The 15,100-nt window shown below is 56.6% G+C and carries 17 protein-coding genes and 2 tRNA genes; 8 read left to right on the top strand and 11 right to left on the bottom strand.

The genetic code is table 11. The annotated features are described in order from the left end of the window. Nucleotides 1-441, bottom strand: a complete 441-nt coding sequence (locus HFD92_RS04870) for a YccF domain-containing protein (protein ID WP_009091033.1) — start codon at nucleotides 439-441, stop codon at nucleotides 1-3. Between the two features lie 123 nt (nucleotides 442-564). Here HFD92_RS04870 and helD point away from each other — a divergent pair, with 123 nt between their 5' ends. Next, the gene (gene helD, locus HFD92_RS04865) at nucleotides 565-2,619 is read left to right on the top strand and encodes a DNA helicase IV (protein ID WP_167428418.1); all 2,055 of its coding nucleotides are present in this window, start codon (nucleotides 565-567) and stop codon (nucleotides 2,617-2,619) included. Between the two features lies 1 nt (nucleotide 2,620). Here the strand turns inward: helD and mgsA are convergent, their stop codons facing one another. Both mgsA and HFD92_RS04855 read right to left on the bottom strand, forming a co-directional pair. Then, nucleotides 2,621-3,079 (bottom strand): methylglyoxal synthase, encoded by a 459-nt coding sequence (gene mgsA, locus HFD92_RS04860; RefSeq protein WP_009091029.1) that lies wholly within the window; start codon nucleotides 3,077-3,079, stop codon nucleotides 2,621-2,623. A 68-nt stretch (nucleotides 3,080-3,147) separates the two neighbouring features. After that, nucleotides 3,148-3,789, bottom strand: coding sequence for a DUF2057 family protein (locus HFD92_RS04855; protein ID WP_167428417.1), 642 nt, complete (start codon nucleotides 3,787-3,789; stop codon nucleotides 3,148-3,150). A gap of 176 nt (nucleotides 3,790-3,965) precedes the next feature. Here HFD92_RS04855 and HFD92_RS04850 point away from each other — a divergent pair, with 176 nt between their 5' ends. Next, nucleotides 3,966-4,379, top strand: coding sequence for a CoA-binding protein (locus HFD92_RS04850; protein ID WP_009091026.1), 414 nt, complete (start codon nucleotides 3,966-3,968; stop codon nucleotides 4,377-4,379). A gap of 36 nt (nucleotides 4,380-4,415) precedes the next feature. On the opposite strand, the gene hspQ is transcribed toward HFD92_RS04850, so the two are convergent. After that, nucleotides 4,416-4,733 (bottom strand): heat shock protein HspQ, encoded by a 318-nt coding sequence (gene hspQ / locus HFD92_RS04845; protein ID WP_009091024.1) that lies wholly within the window; start codon nucleotides 4,731-4,733, stop codon nucleotides 4,416-4,418. Nucleotides 4,734-4,791: 58 nt separating this feature from the next. Next, complete coding sequence (gene rlmI, locus HFD92_RS04840; RefSeq protein ID WP_009091023.1) at nucleotides 4,792-5,982, bottom strand: 23S rRNA (cytosine(1962)-C(5))-methyltransferase RlmI; 1,191 nt, start codon at nucleotides 5,980-5,982, stop codon at nucleotides 4,792-4,794. Between the two features lie 85 nt (nucleotides 5,983-6,067). Between rlmI and yccX the strand changes: the two genes are divergently transcribed. Next, entirely contained in the window at nucleotides 6,068-6,346 is a 279-nt protein-coding gene (gene yccX, locus HFD92_RS04835) for an acylphosphatase (protein WP_167428416.1), read from the top strand. Here yccX and HFD92_RS04830 read toward each other — a convergent pair whose 3' ends face one another. Together HFD92_RS04830 and yccA are read right to left on the bottom strand one after the other, a co-directional pair. After that, nucleotides 6,347-6,673, bottom strand: coding sequence for a TusE/DsrC/DsvC family sulfur relay protein (locus HFD92_RS04830; RefSeq protein WP_009091019.1), 327 nt, complete (start codon nucleotides 6,671-6,673; stop codon nucleotides 6,347-6,349). A gap of 104 nt (nucleotides 6,674-6,777) precedes the next feature. Further along, a complete protein-coding gene (yccA, locus tag HFD92_RS04825; RefSeq protein WP_009091017.1) occupies nucleotides 6,778-7,431 on the bottom strand; it encodes an FtsH protease modulator YccA in 654 nt (217 codons plus the stop codon). 220 nt (nucleotides 7,432-7,651) lie between these two features. Here yccA and HFD92_RS04820 point away from each other — a divergent pair. The 3 genes from HFD92_RS04820 to agp all read left to right on the top strand — a co-directional run bounded on the left by HFD92_RS04820 (nucleotide 7,652) and on the right by agp (nucleotide 9,911). After that, nucleotides 7,652-7,739: transfer RNA gene (locus HFD92_RS04820), tRNA-Ser, on the top strand. A 73-nt stretch (nucleotides 7,740-7,812) separates the two neighbouring features. After that, nucleotides 7,813-7,900, top strand: a tRNA-Ser gene (locus tag HFD92_RS04815). A gap of 265 nt (nucleotides 7,901-8,165) precedes the next feature. Next, on the top strand, nucleotides 8,166-9,911 hold the full coding sequence (agp, locus tag HFD92_RS04810) for a bifunctional glucose-1-phosphatase/inositol phosphatase (protein WP_167428415.1): 1,746 nt from the start codon (nucleotides 8,166-8,168) through the stop codon (nucleotides 9,909-9,911). A 64-nt stretch (nucleotides 9,912-9,975) separates the two neighbouring features. Here agp and HFD92_RS04805 read toward each other — a convergent pair whose 3' ends face one another. Genes HFD92_RS04805 through wrbA form a run of 3 tightly spaced genes read right to left on the bottom strand, consistent with a single transcriptional unit; the run spans nucleotide 9,976 to nucleotide 12,254 of the window. Continuing rightward, a complete protein-coding gene (locus HFD92_RS04805; protein ID WP_167428414.1) occupies nucleotides 9,976-11,349 on the bottom strand; it encodes an NAD-dependent succinate-semialdehyde dehydrogenase in 1,374 nt (457 codons plus the stop codon). Between the two features lie 54 nt (nucleotides 11,350-11,403). Further along, nucleotides 11,404-11,634, bottom strand: coding sequence for a YccJ family protein (locus HFD92_RS04800; protein ID WP_009091011.1), 231 nt, complete (start codon nucleotides 11,632-11,634; stop codon nucleotides 11,404-11,406). 20 nt (nucleotides 11,635-11,654) lie between these two features. Then, entirely contained in the window at nucleotides 11,655-12,254 is a 600-nt protein-coding gene (gene wrbA / locus HFD92_RS04795) for an NAD(P)H:quinone oxidoreductase (protein WP_009091010.1), read from the bottom strand. A 301-nt stretch (nucleotides 12,255-12,555) separates the two neighbouring features. On the opposite strand from wrbA, the gene HFD92_RS04790 reads away from it, so the two are divergent. Further along, entirely contained in the window at nucleotides 12,556-12,729 is a 174-nt protein-coding gene (locus HFD92_RS04790; RefSeq protein WP_009091008.1) for a general stress protein, read from the top strand. A 98-nt stretch (nucleotides 12,730-12,827) separates the two neighbouring features. Continuing rightward, the gene (locus HFD92_RS04785; RefSeq protein ID WP_167428413.1) at nucleotides 12,828-13,742 is read left to right on the top strand and encodes a DMT family transporter; all 915 of its coding nucleotides are present in this window, start codon (nucleotides 12,828-12,830) and stop codon (nucleotides 13,740-13,742) included. On the opposite strand, the gene rutG is transcribed toward HFD92_RS04785, so the two are convergent. Then, complete coding sequence (gene rutG, locus HFD92_RS04780; RefSeq protein ID WP_154927881.1) at nucleotides 13,743-15,068, bottom strand: pyrimidine utilization transport protein G; 1,326 nt, start codon at nucleotides 15,066-15,068, stop codon at nucleotides 13,743-13,745. Nucleotides 15,069-15,100: the final 32 nt, after the last annotated feature.

The raw sequence follows: 15,100 nt of genomic DNA, 5'->3' as shown, positions 1-15,100 counted from the left end.
TTAATAGCGGCGGGCATTGGCTTCGCGCGCAGCCTGCGCCTCTTCCACTGACACCACCCGGCGTCCGACCGGCCAGAGTGCTATCGCGGCGATCTTGAAGTTAGCCAGCCCGACGGGAATGCCGATGATGCTGATGCACTGCACAATCCCGACAGAGATATGGGAAAGGCAGAGCCACCAGCCGAAGAAAATCAGCCAGAAAATATTCAGAAAGGTTCCGCCGGTGTTCATGATGTGGCTTTTGTTTTCAGGGCGAAGCACATCCACATGCACCGCCTCGTTACCAAATGGCAGCAGCGAGAGTTTGGTAATTTCCCAGCAGGAGCGGGTCAGCGGCAGGGTAAAAATCAGTACGATGCTGATCAGGGTGGCAAACAGCCAGCTCAGGGTGGTGAAAAAACCGCCCAGGACAAAATTAAGAACGTTTAAGACGGTGCGCATGATCTTCTTTTCCTTTTGCATTCCGCAAGATGTGACGCCAAGTTTAGCCTGTTTTAAGGCTGGAGCGCCAAGGGTCTGACAGGTAAACTTCCCCGAATCCTATTCTCTGACGTGAGTGTCGGCGTGGAACTGAAAGCAACTTCGATGGGCAAACGACTTGCCCGGCATCCCTATAATCGTGTCCGTCTGATGGCAGCGGGCGTCGAAGTCAGTGGCGATAAGCATGAGTACCTGATCCCTTTTAATCAGTTGCTGGATATCGCCTGCAAACGCGGCGTGGTGTGGGGCGAACTGGAATTTTTGCTGGCTGATGAAAAAGTGGTGCGGCTGCATGGCACGGAATGGCAGGAAACGCAGCGCTTTTATCACTACCTGCTGCAGGCCTGGCAGAGCTGGAGCCTGGAGATGAGTGCGGTGTGCCGCGACGTACTGCAGACCCTGCGTGATGACATTGAGGCATTCAGTGCGCAGGATCGCTGGCTGAACCGGCATGAACTGCAGGCGCTGAAAAACACCATTATTCAGCAGTTCGATGCGTTGCCGTTGCCGCTCTCCCGGCTGAAGGATTTTGCTGACTGTCGTGAAAACCAGGCTTTCTGTCAGCGCTGGCTGGAGCAGGGCGAGGCGGCCCTGCGGCAGCGAAACCGTGACTGGACCGCCGCAATGCTGACCCGCTACCGGGCATTCTTCGACACGGTCGAGAGTACGCCTCTCAATCAATCGCAATGCGAGGCGGTAGTCAACGGCGAAAATTCACTGCTGGTGCTGGCGGGCGCCGGGAGCGGTAAAACCTCCGTGCTGGTGGCGCGTGCGGGCTGGTTAATGCAGCGCAATCTCGCCAGCGCCGATCAAATTCTGCTGCTGGCCTTTGGCCGACAGGCTGCAGAAGAGATGAACGCCCGTATCCAGTCGCGGCTGTCAGCCAGTGATATTCAGGCGCGAACCTTCCATTCTCTGGCCCTGCATATTATTCGTGAAGGCAGCAACAAGCAGCCGGTCATCAGCAAGCTGGAGAGCGATGCCGATGCGCGTCGTGCACTGCTGATTCAGGAATGGCGGCAGCAGTGTCATGAAAAAAAGGCCCAGGCCAACGGCTGGCGCCAATGGCTGCGTGACGAGCTGGAGTGGGAGGTGCCGGAGGGGCCATTCTGGGAGGATGACAAACTGGCTAAGCGCCTGGCGTCACGACTCGAACGCTGGCTGGGTCTGATGCGCATGCATGGCGGCGCGCAGGCCGCGATGATCGCAGAGGTGCCTGAAGAGGTGCGCGATCTGTTCAGCAAACGTATCAGGCTGATGGCTCCCCTGCTGAAAGCGTGGAAGAGTGCGTTAAAAGAGGAGGGCGCGGTCGATTTTTCGGGGCTGATTCATCAGGCGATTGCTCTGCTGGAAAAAGGGCGCTTTATCAGCCCCTGGAAACACATTCTTGTGGATGAGTTTCAGGATATCTCACCGCAGCGCGCCGCCTTGCTCAGCGCTTTACGCCAGCAGAACAGGCGCACCGCCCTGTTTGCCGTTGGCGATGACTGGCAGGCCATCTACCGCTTCAGCGGTGCAGAGATGACGCTGACGACGGCGTTTCATCACTACTTTGGTGAGGGTGACCGCTGTGTGCTGGATACCACTTACCGCTTTAACGATCGCATCGGCGACATCGCGAACCGCTTTATCCAGCAGAATCCGCAGCAGCTGACGAAGCCGCTTAACAGCATCACCAAAGGGAATAAAAAGTCGATTTCACTGCTGGCGGACGATCAGCTGGAGCCGTTGCTGAATAAACTCAGCGGCTATGTAAAGCCTGATGAGCGCATCCTGCTGCTGGCGCGCTATCACTACCTGCGACCGGATGTGCTGGACAAAGCCAGAACCCGCTGGCCGAAACTCAATCTGGAATTTATGACCATCCATGCCAGTAAAGGCCAGCAGGCGGACTACGTCATTCTGCTGGGGTTGCAGCAGGGCAAAGAGGGCTTTCCGGCGAACGTGCGCGAATCGATTATCGAACAGGGCCTGTTACCGCAGCCGGAAGCGTTCCCGGATGCAGAAGAGCGCCGCCTGGCCTACGTCGCTCTGACACGGGCGCGCCAGCAGGTTTTTCTGCTGTTTGATAAAAGCGCGCCGTCACCCTTTGTCGGGCACTTCCGTGAACTGGGTGTACCGGTGTTGCGTAAAGCCTGAGTTACTTCAGCCGTCCGGCCAGATAGCGCGCATAGTCAGGGATCATGATCTCGCTGCTTTGCGCAAACAGCGGCGACTGAATAATAAAATCTGCGGTAGAGCGATTGGTGGCGACCGGGATATTCCATACGGTTGCCAGACGCAGCAGCGCTTTGACATCGGGATCGTGGGGTACCGCATTGAGCGGGTCCCAGAAAAAGATCAGCGCATCTATCTTTCCTTCTGAAATCAGCGCGCCTACCTGCTGGTCGCCGCCCATCGGGCCGCTCAGCATGGCCGTGACATTCAGGCCGGTGTCACGGTTGATGAGATTCCCGGTGGTGCCGGTCGCATAGAGGATATGGGATTCCAGTGCGGGCTGATTCTGTTTAACCCACTCAAGCAGAGCGGCTTTGCAATGGTCATGGGCGACCAGTGCGATATGTTTTTGTTTACCAAGGGTACGGGTAGTCTGCTCCACAAACGTCTCCATTCAGGGTTATGCGGAAAAAGCGATAGCGCGAGTTTACCTCTGTGCTTTCAGCGCTATCAACTGGTGCGCAGCATTTTGACCAGCGTCAGAAACTGCTGACGCGTCGCTTCGTCAAAGCGCTGAAACCAGCGGTGAAGTGAGGGATGCTCCGCCTCAATCCTCCAGTCGAGATCGGCGGTCAGACTGACCGCAGAAGGCGTCTCAGAGGCTGAATGGGCAAAACGAGGCACAGAGGCGATCTGACCGGTGCGATTGTAGTTCACCATCGCTTTTTCCATGTCGACAGCGGGCGCGGCAGGCAGACGATCGCGCAGGCTGGTGATTTCGTTCCCTTTCTCATCCACCAGCAGAAAATTCAGGCTGCGATCGAAGTGATAGCGCTCGCGTTTTGTCTCCAGCGCAGGCAGCCGGATGGTAATGGTTTTAGCCACGGCAGTGAAGGTGACGATCATCGGCACCGATTGATAGGCGAGGGTGCTCTCTTTCTGACCTTTTCGTTGCTGCTCTACCCGAAACAGAAACTGATGCTGACCCCGGTCCAGCTCTAAACTGTCTGCGCCCTTGAGGAGCGAGCCTGAAATCTTACGGCCATCCAGCACCAGCAGATCGATTTGCGGATCGAGCTTTAACGTGATGGCAGAACAGGACGCCGAAACGAGGAGAGCGACCCACCCCATTACAGCCAGCGACAGCTTCATTTCAACTCCGGTAACTGATGACACACAGGATTATGTGTAGCAAATTCTTACATTATGGCAGTGAGTTTACATTTAAACATATTTAATCGTGCGCTGGCTCAATTAATTACGTCACTGACTTAACCGTTCATGGGTGTGCCCATCTACACTCAACTCTGGCCTGAAAGGAGATAACGATGAACGACCAGACAATTCGCGAGGTGCTGACCCGCACCCAACGCATCGCCTTAGTCGGGGCAAGCGATCGCCCTGAGCGTCCCAGCTACGGCGTGATGAAATATTTGCTTGATCAGGGGTATGACGTGATTCCGGTCAGCCCGAAGCTGGCGGGCAAGACCCTGCTGGGGCAGCAGGCGTATGCCAGCCTGGCAGATGTTCCGGGCCATATTGATATGGTGGATGTATTTCGCAATTCTGAAGCCGCGTGGGGCGTAGCCCAGGAGGCGATTGCGGTGGGCGCAAAAACCCTATGGCTGCAGCTGGGTGTGATTAATGAGCAGGCGGCCGTGCTGGCACAGGATGCGGGTATGACGGTGATTATGGATCGCTGTCCGAAGATTGAGATTCCGCGGCTGGGGATCACGCGCTGAGAAGAGATATGTAGCGGCAGAGGGTGCCGCCACAGATTAATGTCGCAGATGAGGCGCCTGAAGCTGCTGACGCACTGAGGCCGCCAGTTCATCCATTGAGGGCTGCTCAGGGTGTTCAACGCTGGTTTCGCCCGAAAGCTGAATCTCAGCAACATAGGTATGCACCTGATCGCCTTCCTCATCTTCCATCACGACATGATACCAAGGTGCCGAACGCATCTTCTCTTCCGCGCCAACCTCTTCAATTTTAGGCTCATCTAACGAGTACTCAGGATCGACATCGACAATAACGCCCAATACGCCGGACAAACGATGACGAACCTGCTGACCAATACCAAATTTACTGGCAATCATAGTGACCTCCGAAAAAAAGCTCTCTTTCCAATATGGGGGCAGGAGCCAATTTTTCAAGTCACATGACGCGGCAGGCGAAACCTTTCAGGTAGAGTCCCTCCGGGTAGCTGGCGATCACCGGATGATCCGCTGCCTGACGGAACTGCTCAATAAACTGCACCTCGCGGCCGGCATCCAGTGCGGCATCGGCAATGATCTTCTGGAACAGCTCGGTGGCCATCAGACCGGAGCAGGAGAAGGTCAGCAGAACGCCACCGGGATTCAGCAACTGAATGGCGAGCATGTTGATATCTTTATAGCCGCGACAGGCGCCCATCAGCTGACTTTTGTTTTCGACGAACTTCGGCGGATCCATAATGATCAGATCAAATTTCTCCCCACTGTCACGATAGCGACGCAGCAGTTTGAAGACGTCATCACGCTCAAAGCGCGCGCGGGAGAGGTCGAGTTCATTCAGTTCAACGTTCTGACGTGCCACATCCAGCGCTTCCTGCGAAGTATCAACGCTGATTACCTCTTTACAGCCGCCCATCAATGCCGAGACGGCGAATCCACCAGTATATGAGAAGCAGTTAAGTACCCGGGCATCCTGAGCGTAACGGCGGGTGGCGAGACGGCTGTCTCGCTGATCGAGGTAGTAGCCGGTTTTATGGCCACCCTGGATATCTACCAGCAGCTTCATGCCATGCTCAGTAATCGGCAGCAGAGGCGGCGGCAGTTCGCCGGTAATCGTGCCCTGCGTCAGTTCCAGACCCTCTTTCTTCCGCACGGCGACGTCGGATCGGTCATAGACAGCACAGCCGGGGAAACATTGCTGCAGGGCAGTAATGATCGCCGCACGCTGATATTCGGCTCCAGCGGAGAGCAGCTGCAGAACAAAAAAATTGCCAAAGCGGTCAATGGTGACGCCCGGTAAACCATCAGATTCACCGGCGATCAGACGATAGCTGTCCAGGCCGTCTCGCGCTGCCAGCCATGTGCGCCACTGCTGCGCCTGCTCAAAACGGCGCACAAAGAAGGCGATATCGATGGATTCATCGGCCTGCCAGCTCCAGACACGGGCGCGAATCTGTGACTGAGGAGAATAGGCGGCGCGCGCCAGCCATTTGCCGTTACTGTCACACACGTCAATGGTTTCACCCAGTTGCGCTTTACCTTCCAGACGCGCGACAGCGCCTGAAAAGACCCAGGGATGGCGACGGAGCAGGGACTTTTCACGTCCCTTTGCGAGAATCAATCTGACTGTCATAGTTTGCTATGCTTACCTGAAAAAATGAGGTGCCATTGTCCGGTGGATAACGGGAAATTGCAACGAACAGCAGCAGGAGGGCAGTATGTCAGCAGCCTGTTTTAAAGCATGGGTTTATGGCCGCGTGCAGGGCGTCGGATTCCGTTACAGCACCCAGGCCGAAGCCCGCGCGCTGGGCGTGCTGGGCTATGCGCGTAACCTGGAGGATGGCAGTGTCGAAGTGCTGGCCTGGGGCGAGGCGGAAAAGGTCGAGGCCCTCATCGACTGGCTCAAAGCGGGCGGGCCACGCAGCGCGCGGGTGGACAGTGTACGGGTGGAGCCGCACCAGCCGTCATCGCCCCCACGCGGCTTTACGACCGGATAGTCAGAGACATTTGGCCGGTTTGGGCAGGCCTGCGATTTTCGTCGCCTGCTTAGCCGGCCCGTCAGGGAAAAGACGAAACAGATAGCGGCTGTTGCCTTTCTCTTCGCCATACTTCTTCGCCATCGCCTTCACCAGCATTCGTACGGCGGGGGAGGTGTTAAATTCCAGATAGAAGGCGCGCACAAAATGGACGACCTCCCAGTGGGCGTCGGTCAGCGTAAGGCCTTCCTGCGCGGCAATATGTTCAGCCAGCGCTGCACTCCAGTCGCTGGGATTTTTCAGATAGCCTTCGGCATCGACGGCGATTTCGTTACCGTTAAAATTCACGTGACTTCCTCTCTGTAAATGACGGCGCAGTGTAGCAAACTGACGTAGCAGTAAAAGAAAAAACCCCGCCGGAGCGGGGTTTTCAACGCTGATGCACGTGTCTGTCAGTTGCTGCGGGCAAAACCGAGCAGGCTCAGCAGGCTGACAAAGATGTTATAGAGTGAAACGTAGAGGCTGACCGTGGCCCGGATATAGTTTGTTTCTCCGCCGTGAATGATATTGCTGGTTTCCCACAAAATCGCGCCGGCTGAAAAGAGAATGAACAGGGCGCTGATCGCCAGATGCAGAGCAGGTAACTGCAGGAAGAGGTTAGCCACTACCGCGACCAGCAGCACCACAAAGCCCGCCATCATCATTCCGCCAAGGAAGGACATATCACGGCGGGTCGTCAGCACATACGCGGAACAGCAGAAGAAGACCAGCGCCGTTCCACCCAGCGCCAGTGCGATTACATCCCCCATCCCTGCGGTCAGGAAAGAGCTCAGGATCGGACCCAGGCAGTAACCCAGGAAGCCGGTGAAGGCAAAGGCGGCCAGGATGCCCATCGGGCTGTTAGCCAGACGGTAGGTTAAAAACATCAGACCATAAAAGCCGACCAGCATCAGGATCAGACCGGGAGCGGGTAACGCCAGCAGGGTGCTGGCCGTGGCCGTCACGGCTGAGAAAGCCAGGGTTAATCCCAGCAGAAAATAGGTATTGCGCAGAACTTTGTGCGTTGAGAGCAGTGAGGACTGCGATGAGGTGACAATTCTTTCCATGTTGCGCTCCTTTAAGCAGAACACTAAATATGAGCCGAGAATACGCAGGCCATTAAAGAGGGAAAAGCCGTTTTACCCTTCTTTACGCGCTAATCTGCTAATTGTTTGAGCAGAGTGGTGATTTTGACAGCGAAAAAACAGGAAATGGCTGTTTTTCATGCGAACAGTCAGATACAGGCTTTACATCGATAATCGGGATGTTTATAGTGCGCGTCATTGCGGAGGGGTGGCCGAGCGGCTTAAGGCAGCGGTCTTGAAAACCGCCGATGGGAAACCATCCGAGAGTTCGAATCTCTCCTCCTCCGCCACTTTATCTGCCTCGGGCAATAAAGTGGCAAAATGTCAGCTGATTATTTTGCCAATGCAGTACTGTTTCAAAACGGAGGGGTGGCCGAGTGGCTTAAGGCAGCGGTCTTGAAAACCGCCGATGGGAAACCATCCGAGAGTTCGAATCTCTCCTCCTCCGCCAGATTTTACAGGCCAGCACTGAGTGCTGGCCTGTTTCATTTCTGCCTTCCTCTGTTCTTCTGTCATGCCGAAAAGGCGCACTGAGCCGCATCCGGCTTTGCATTCATCTCTCTTTATCCTCTCTGCTATAGTCTACTCACCGTTTTTGCAAACATCTGGCGCTTTTCTGAGGCGAGCTGAGTTACACTAGGGATTACGTCGCTCTGAGGCGAGCTAATCGGTTGATAGCCAGAGTGTTTCTTTACTGAATGAATGGAATAGGCACAATGATCAAGAAACTGAGTCTTTGCGCATTGTCAGTGCTCGCAGCATTGCCGGTCGGAACCGTCGCGCTGGCGGCTGAAGGTGATATGCAGCTGCAGCAGGTCCTGATGCTAAGCCGTCACAATCTGCGTGCGCCGCTGGCCGATAACGGCAGCGTGCTGGAGCAGTCCACTAAAAAAAGCTGGCCGCAGTGGGACGTTCCCGGCGGTCAGCTGACCACCAAAGGTGGCGTGCTGGAAATCTACATGGGTAACTATACCCGTCAGTGGCTGGCCCAGCAGGGACTGGCGAAGAACGGCAGCTGTCCTGACAGCAATAACGCCTTTGTCTATGCCAACAGCCTGCAGCGTACCGTTGCCACCGCCCAGTTCTTTGTCAATGGCGCTTTCCCGGGCTGTGACATCGCGGTCACGCATCAGGATGCGATGGGCACCATGGATCCTATCTTTAATCCGGTCATCACAGATGGCAGCGAAGCCTTCAATAAGAAAGCGCTGGCCGCGATGGCTGCCGAAAATGAAAAACTCTCGCTGAAGCCTGCTTTCCAGCGTCTTGAGAAGATTGTTGACTATAAATCTTCGCCTGCCTGTAACAATAAAAAGCAGTGCGATCTGAGCAGTGGTCAGAACACCTTCAGCGCGGAAAATGGTAAAGAGCCGAATGTCAGTGGCCCGCTGAAAGTGGGTAACTCGCTGATGGATGCGTTCACCCTGCAATATTATGAAGGTTTCCCGCTGGAGCAGGTGGCGTGGGGACAGATCAAGACGCCTGAACAGTGGAAAGAGCTGTCGGCCATTAAAAATGGCTATCAGGACGCGCTGTTTACCAGTCCGGATATCTCGCGCGAAGTGGCCGCCCCGCTGGTGGATTACATCCGCAGTCAGCTGGTCGATCAGGATAAAGCCAGTGCACCCGCTATTACGCTGATGGTGGGGCACGATTCCAACATTGCCTCGCTGCTGAGCGCGTTGCAGGTGAAGCCGTATGAGCTGCCTGATACCTGGGAAAAAACGCCGATTGGTGGTCAGGTTGTCTTTGAACGCTGGCACGACGCGAAAAATGACAAAGACCTGCTCAAAGTCGAATATGTCTATCAGAGCGCCGATCAGCTGCGCAATGCGGACGTGCTGAGTCTGAAAAATCCGCCAAAACGTGTGACGCTGCAACTGGCGGGCTGCCCGACGGATGCTAACGGCTATTGCAGCTGGGATCAGTTCTCTCAGGCGCTGAACGCGGCGCTGCAGGGCACGCCAATGCAGCCAGCCGCTGCACCACAGCCAGCCGCCGCGACGCCATCTGATGACGACAGTGCGAAAGCTGCTGCGACGCAGGATGCTGCCGCTGACAAAGCGGAAGCCGATAAGGCGACCGCAGACAAAGCGCAGTCGGATACGGATAAGGCTGCCGCCGGTAAGGCTGATGCAGATAAAGCCGCTGCCGACAAAGCCGCAGCGGAGAAGGCCAAAGCGGAGAAAGCTGCCGCCGACAAAGCCGCAGCAGAGAAGGCCAGAGCGGAGAAAGCTGCTGCCGACAAAGCCGCAGCGGAGAAGGCTAAAGCGGATAAAGCTGCCGCTGATAAAGCGGCGGCTGAGAAGGCCAAAGCGGAAAACGCGGCTGCTGCCAAAGCGGATAACGCAGCGGCGAAATCAGCCGGTGACAACGCTACGGCTGATAAGGCTGATAGTGCAACACCGTCTGCCAGCGTGCAGAACGATAAAACAAAGTCAGCGGCTGAAGCGACACCGTAATTTCCCCATCCTGCTGACAATAAAAAACCCCGTCGAGACGGGGTTTTTTTATACCTGCGGCAGCCTATCCCGCCACAACAACCAGTTTCTGGTTAGCAAACTCTTTGATGCCCAGATCGGAAAGTTCACGACCATAGCCGGAACGTTTCACGCCGCCAAAAGGCAGCTCTGCGGAGGTGTCGCTCTGCGAGTTAATAAACACCATGCCGGTTTCAATGGCAGAAGCGAGCCTGCGGCCACGGGCAATATCCCGCGTCCAGACGGAGCCGCCAAGACCATAGTGAGAGTCGTTGGCCAGCGCCACCGCGGCCTGGTCGTCTGCCACCACATAGACCTGTGCCACCGGGCCAAAAAACTCCTGATAGTAAGCCGGATTATCGGGTGTGATGCCGGTCAGAATCGTGGGCTGGTAATAGCAGCCCACGCCGTCAACGGCTTTACCGCCGGTCAGCAGTTTTGCGCCGCTGGCGACAGCTTCATCAACCTGTTTAACCAGACGGTCGCGCGCATCTGCCGAGGAAAGCGGACCCAGCGTGGTCTTCTCATCCAGCGGATCGCCCAGCGTCGCCGCGCTCAGCGCCGCGCTGAACTGGCTGATAAAGCGATCGGCAATTTTCTCATGCAGAATAAACCGTTTTGCCGCCGTACAGACCTGACCGCAGTTGCTCAGGCGCGCCTGCACACCCTGACGCACGGCTTCATCAAGATCGGCATCATCCAGTACGACAAAGACGTCGTTGCCGCCCAGCTCCAGCGTCGATTTCTTAAGGTGCTTACCGGCCTGTTCGGCCACGGCGCTACCGGCGCGCTCGGAACCGGTCAGGGCAACTCCCTGAACCCGGTCGTCAGCAATCAGATCCGCGACCTGTTCCGTAGAGATAAACAGGTTCGTCCAGGCTCCTTCAGGCGCACCTGCTTCGTGAACCAGTTTTTCAAAGACATCGGCACAGTGCGGCACGATATTGGCATGTTTTGCCAGCACCGGGTTACCCAGCGCGAGGTTAGGCGCCAGCACGCGCATCAGCTGATAGTAGGGGAAGTTCCACGGCTCAACGGCCACCAGAACACCAATCGGGTGATATTCAACCCAGGCTTCGCCCAGCTCACTGGGGTAGGTGTGCGGCTGCAGGATGCGCTCAGCATTCTCCGCGTAGTAGCGGGCAATCTGCGAGCAGATTTTGACTTCGCCCCGGCTCTGACCAATCAGTTTACCCATCTCTTTACTGGCGATGGTAGCGAGTTCTTCCGCACGGCTATCAATCAGGTCAGCCAGCTTTTTCAGTACCTGCAGGCGCGGCTGAATATCCCCTTTGCTCCAGGAGGAGTGGAACAGCTGGTCGGCGACCTTCAGGGCATGGCTGACGGCGGCATCATCATGGGATGGCCAGCTCTTCAGCAACTGGTTGTTGGCGGGATTAATGCTTTGATAGGAAGACATAGCGTTCTCCTTGGTGAGCGAAAAAATTGAGGGCGGGAAGATCCCGCCCCTGAATCAGACGTTTTTACGTTCTACGGGTTTGTCATCCCAGGTCAGGAGATCTTTATCGGTTTTTTCAAAGGCGCGAATCAGTACATCGTCACTGCCCTGCTGACGCCAGATCTCTTCTGCCAGTCTCTCATCGTAATCAGCCACTTCGAAAATGGCCTCAGCAATTTCAGGGGAGGTATGACGCAGACTGGCCCATTCGCCAACGTGATGTGCTTTTGATTGTTCAGTAGACATACTTTTCTCCTTTGATTAAATCAGTCCTGCAGTTTAGTGGTCAGGCTGGCAACATGTTCGCCCTGAAAACGGGCGATGTTCAGCTCCGCTTCCGTGGGCTGACGGGAGCCATCCCCGCCTGCCAGGGTGGTCGCACCATAAGGTGTTCCGCCGCGCACCTGAGAGATATCAAACAACTCTTTGGTGCCGTAGCCGATGGGCACGATCACCATGCCGTGATGCGCCAGGGTGGTCCAGACCGAGGTAATCGTCTGTTCCTGACCGCCGCCGGTGCCGGTTGAGGTGAAGACGCTGGCGACCTTGCCAAACAGGGCACCTGATGCCCACAGGCCGCCGGTGCGATCCCAGAAGGTGCGCATCTGACCGGACATGTTGCCGAAGCGGGTCGGGGTACCGACGATAATGGCGTCATACTGCGGCAGCACATCCGGCGTTGCCTCTGCCGCCAGCTGATCGGTTTTGCCGCCCACCTCCGCAAAGCGACTGGCCTCCATCGTTTCTGGTACCCGCAGGATATCCACTTCCGCGCCGGGAACCCGACGAGCGCCTTCAGCAACCGCGTTCGCCATCGTTTCGATATGTCCGTACATTGAGTAATAAAGCACCAGAATCTTAGCCATTGATCTCTCCAGGTGGTTTAGACGTCCAGAAAAAGTATAGAAGAGCTTTCGTTTTACGCAGGGGAGGGAAGGAATGGGCGGATTTAGCTGTGTAATAATTCCGCAGCTAATCGGTTGTAAGCCAGAGGAATGTTCGTTATTTACTCAAATCGGTGGTGAATAGTCTGTTGCTAAATGTGACTGTGCGCGGGGTGAAAGCAGAATCTGGCTATTCTTTAACCATGGGTTGAATCCAGGCCCCGGGCCGTCAGCTCTCGACTTTCTCATTCTTATTTATCGCACTACGCGACAGGAGCACATCATGACAACACATCGTGGCGGTTCAGGTAATTTTGCTGAAAACCGTGAACGTGCCGCAGAAGCGGGACGCAAAGGGGGCAAAAACAGCGGCGGTAATTTTAAAAACGATCCGCAGCGTGCCGCGCGTGCCGGCGAAAAGGGCGGACGCAGCAGTCCGAAGAAAACGGACGCTTAATCCCCTGATAGCCGCCGGTAAGATCCGGCGGTTAACGTCGTTGCTTTTCCCCCTCGCTCTCCTCCACAATGTTGTCCGAATCTTTTATCAGGTGAATTATGTCGGACACTCTCCGCGGCTTATCCCTGCGCCTGACGCGGCAGGAGCTGGTGTTAATCTTTATAACTATGATCTGGGGCGGGACCTTTCTGGTGGTGCATCGGGCGATGCAGCACTCGGGACCGTTCTTTTTCGTCGGTCTGCGTTTTGCCACCGCCGCACTGCTGCTGGCGCTCTTTTTCCGGCGCTATCTCAAAGGAATAACCTGGCTGGAAGTGAAAGCCGGGACGCTGATTGGCCTGTCGATTGCCGGCGGTTACGGTCTGCAGACCTGGGGAATGCAGACCATCTCCAGCAGTCAGTCCGCGTTTCTCACTGCGCTCTACGTGCCGGTGGTGCCGCTGCTGCAATGGCTGTTTTTACGACGTCCGCCGGGCATCATGTCATGGCTGGGGATTGTGCTGGCCTTCACCGGTCTGCTGCTGGTGGCGGGGCCGCAGGATGGCCGTATCAGCCTGAATGCCGGGGAGATAGCCACCCTGTTCAGTACGCTGGCGATTGCCGCTGAGATTATCTTAATCAGCCGCTTTGCCAGTCGGGTCGATGTGCGTCGCGTGACGATGATCCAGCTCGCGGTGGCGTCGCTGTGCGCCTTTGCGCTGATGATCCCCAATGGGGAGACGGTACCTGTGATTTCCATGCCGCTGCTGTTCAGTACGCTGGGACTGGGCGCCGCCAGCGCACTGATTCAGGTCACGATGAACTGGGCGCAGCGCAGCGTGTCACCCACGCGTGCCACGGTTATTTACGCCGGTGAGCCGGTCTGGGCGGGCGTAGTCGGACGTATCGCCGGTGAGCGGCTGCCTGCACTGGCGCTGATGGGTGGGGCGCTGATTGTCTGTGGCGTGATTGTCAGTGAACTGCGGCTGAAACGAAAGAAAGCGGTGCAGCCTGCTGCCCCACCGCTGGAGTAGTTAACCCTGCTGACGCGCCAGCTTATCCTGCTGCATGGCGCGGTTACGGCGCAGAATGGCATTGAGGATAATGGCCCCAAAGGTCGCCGTGCCGATGCCGCCCAGCGTGAATGAACCGATTTTAAGCGCAAAGTCACCTGCGCCAAGGACCAGCGTCGTCGCCACCATGATCAGGTTACTGTTCTGGCCTAAATCGACCTGATTCTGTACCCAGATGCGCGCGCCCGCCACCGCAATCAGTCCGAAGACCACAATCGAGGCACCGCCGATCACCGGCGCCGGAATGGTGTGGATCAGCGCACCGAACTTCGGCGAGAAACCGGCCAGGATCGCGATGACCGCCGCAGCAACAAATGCCAGCGTCGAGTAGACCTTGGTCACCGCCATCACCCCGATGTTTTCCGCATAGGTGGTCACCCCGCTGCCGCCGATTGAACCGGAGAGCATCGTGGCAAGACCATCGCCCACAAAGGCGCGTCCCATATACGGGTCGAGGTTGCGTCCGGTCATGCCCGCTACCGCTTTCAGGTGGCCGAGGTTCTCCGCCACCAGGATAATGGCGACGGGGGCGATTAATACCATCGCATGCAGATCAAAGGTCGGCGAGGTGGTATGCGGCAGACCAAACCACGCCGCCTGTGACAGCGCCGTAAAATCCACCGGCTTGCCCAGTCCCATAACGTTAGTCAGCAGGGCATAGATCGCCCACGCCAGAATCAGCCCCACCAGAATCAGCAGGCGCTGAACCATTCCGCGGGTAAAGACGGCCACCAGGCCAATACATAACACGGTCATCACCGCGATCCAGCTGTCGAAGGCGGAGGCGGAGACGCTGTGCACCGCAATCGGTGCCAGGTTCAGCCCGATAGCCATCACCACGGCTCCGGTCACCACGGGCGGCATCAGATTCTCAATCCAGCGGGTGCCGGATTTCATTACCACCACGCCTATCAGCGTATAGAGCAGGCCGCAGGCGATGACGCCACCCAGCGCCACACTGAGGTTAGGGTTCAGTCCCTGACCGCTGAAACCGGTCACCGCAATCACAACGCCCACAAACGCGGCGCTTGACCCGAGATAGCTGGGCACGCGACCGCCGGTAATAAAGAAGAACAGCAGGGTCCCTATCCCGGAGACCAGAATCGCCAGATTGGGATCCAGTCCCATCAGCAGCGGCATCAGCACCGTTGCGCCAAACATCGCCACCGCGTGCTGTAAACCCAGCACCAGCGTCTGCCCCGCAGGCAGTGTCTCATCCGGGGCGATAATACCGTTTTCTGTTAAAGCCGACTTCTTTTGCCATTGCGGAAACCAGGATCGTGCCATCGTCTACTCCAGAGCGTTATGAATGCCGGTGG

The sequence above is a fragment of the Pantoea sp. EKM101V genome (assembly GCF_011800325.1).
Taxonomy (GTDB): Bacteria; Pseudomonadota; Gammaproteobacteria; order Enterobacterales; family Enterobacteriaceae; genus Pantoea; species Pantoea anthophila.
Note: the sequence above shows the minus strand (reverse complement) of the source record. Positions and strands in the feature narration are given on the sequence as shown.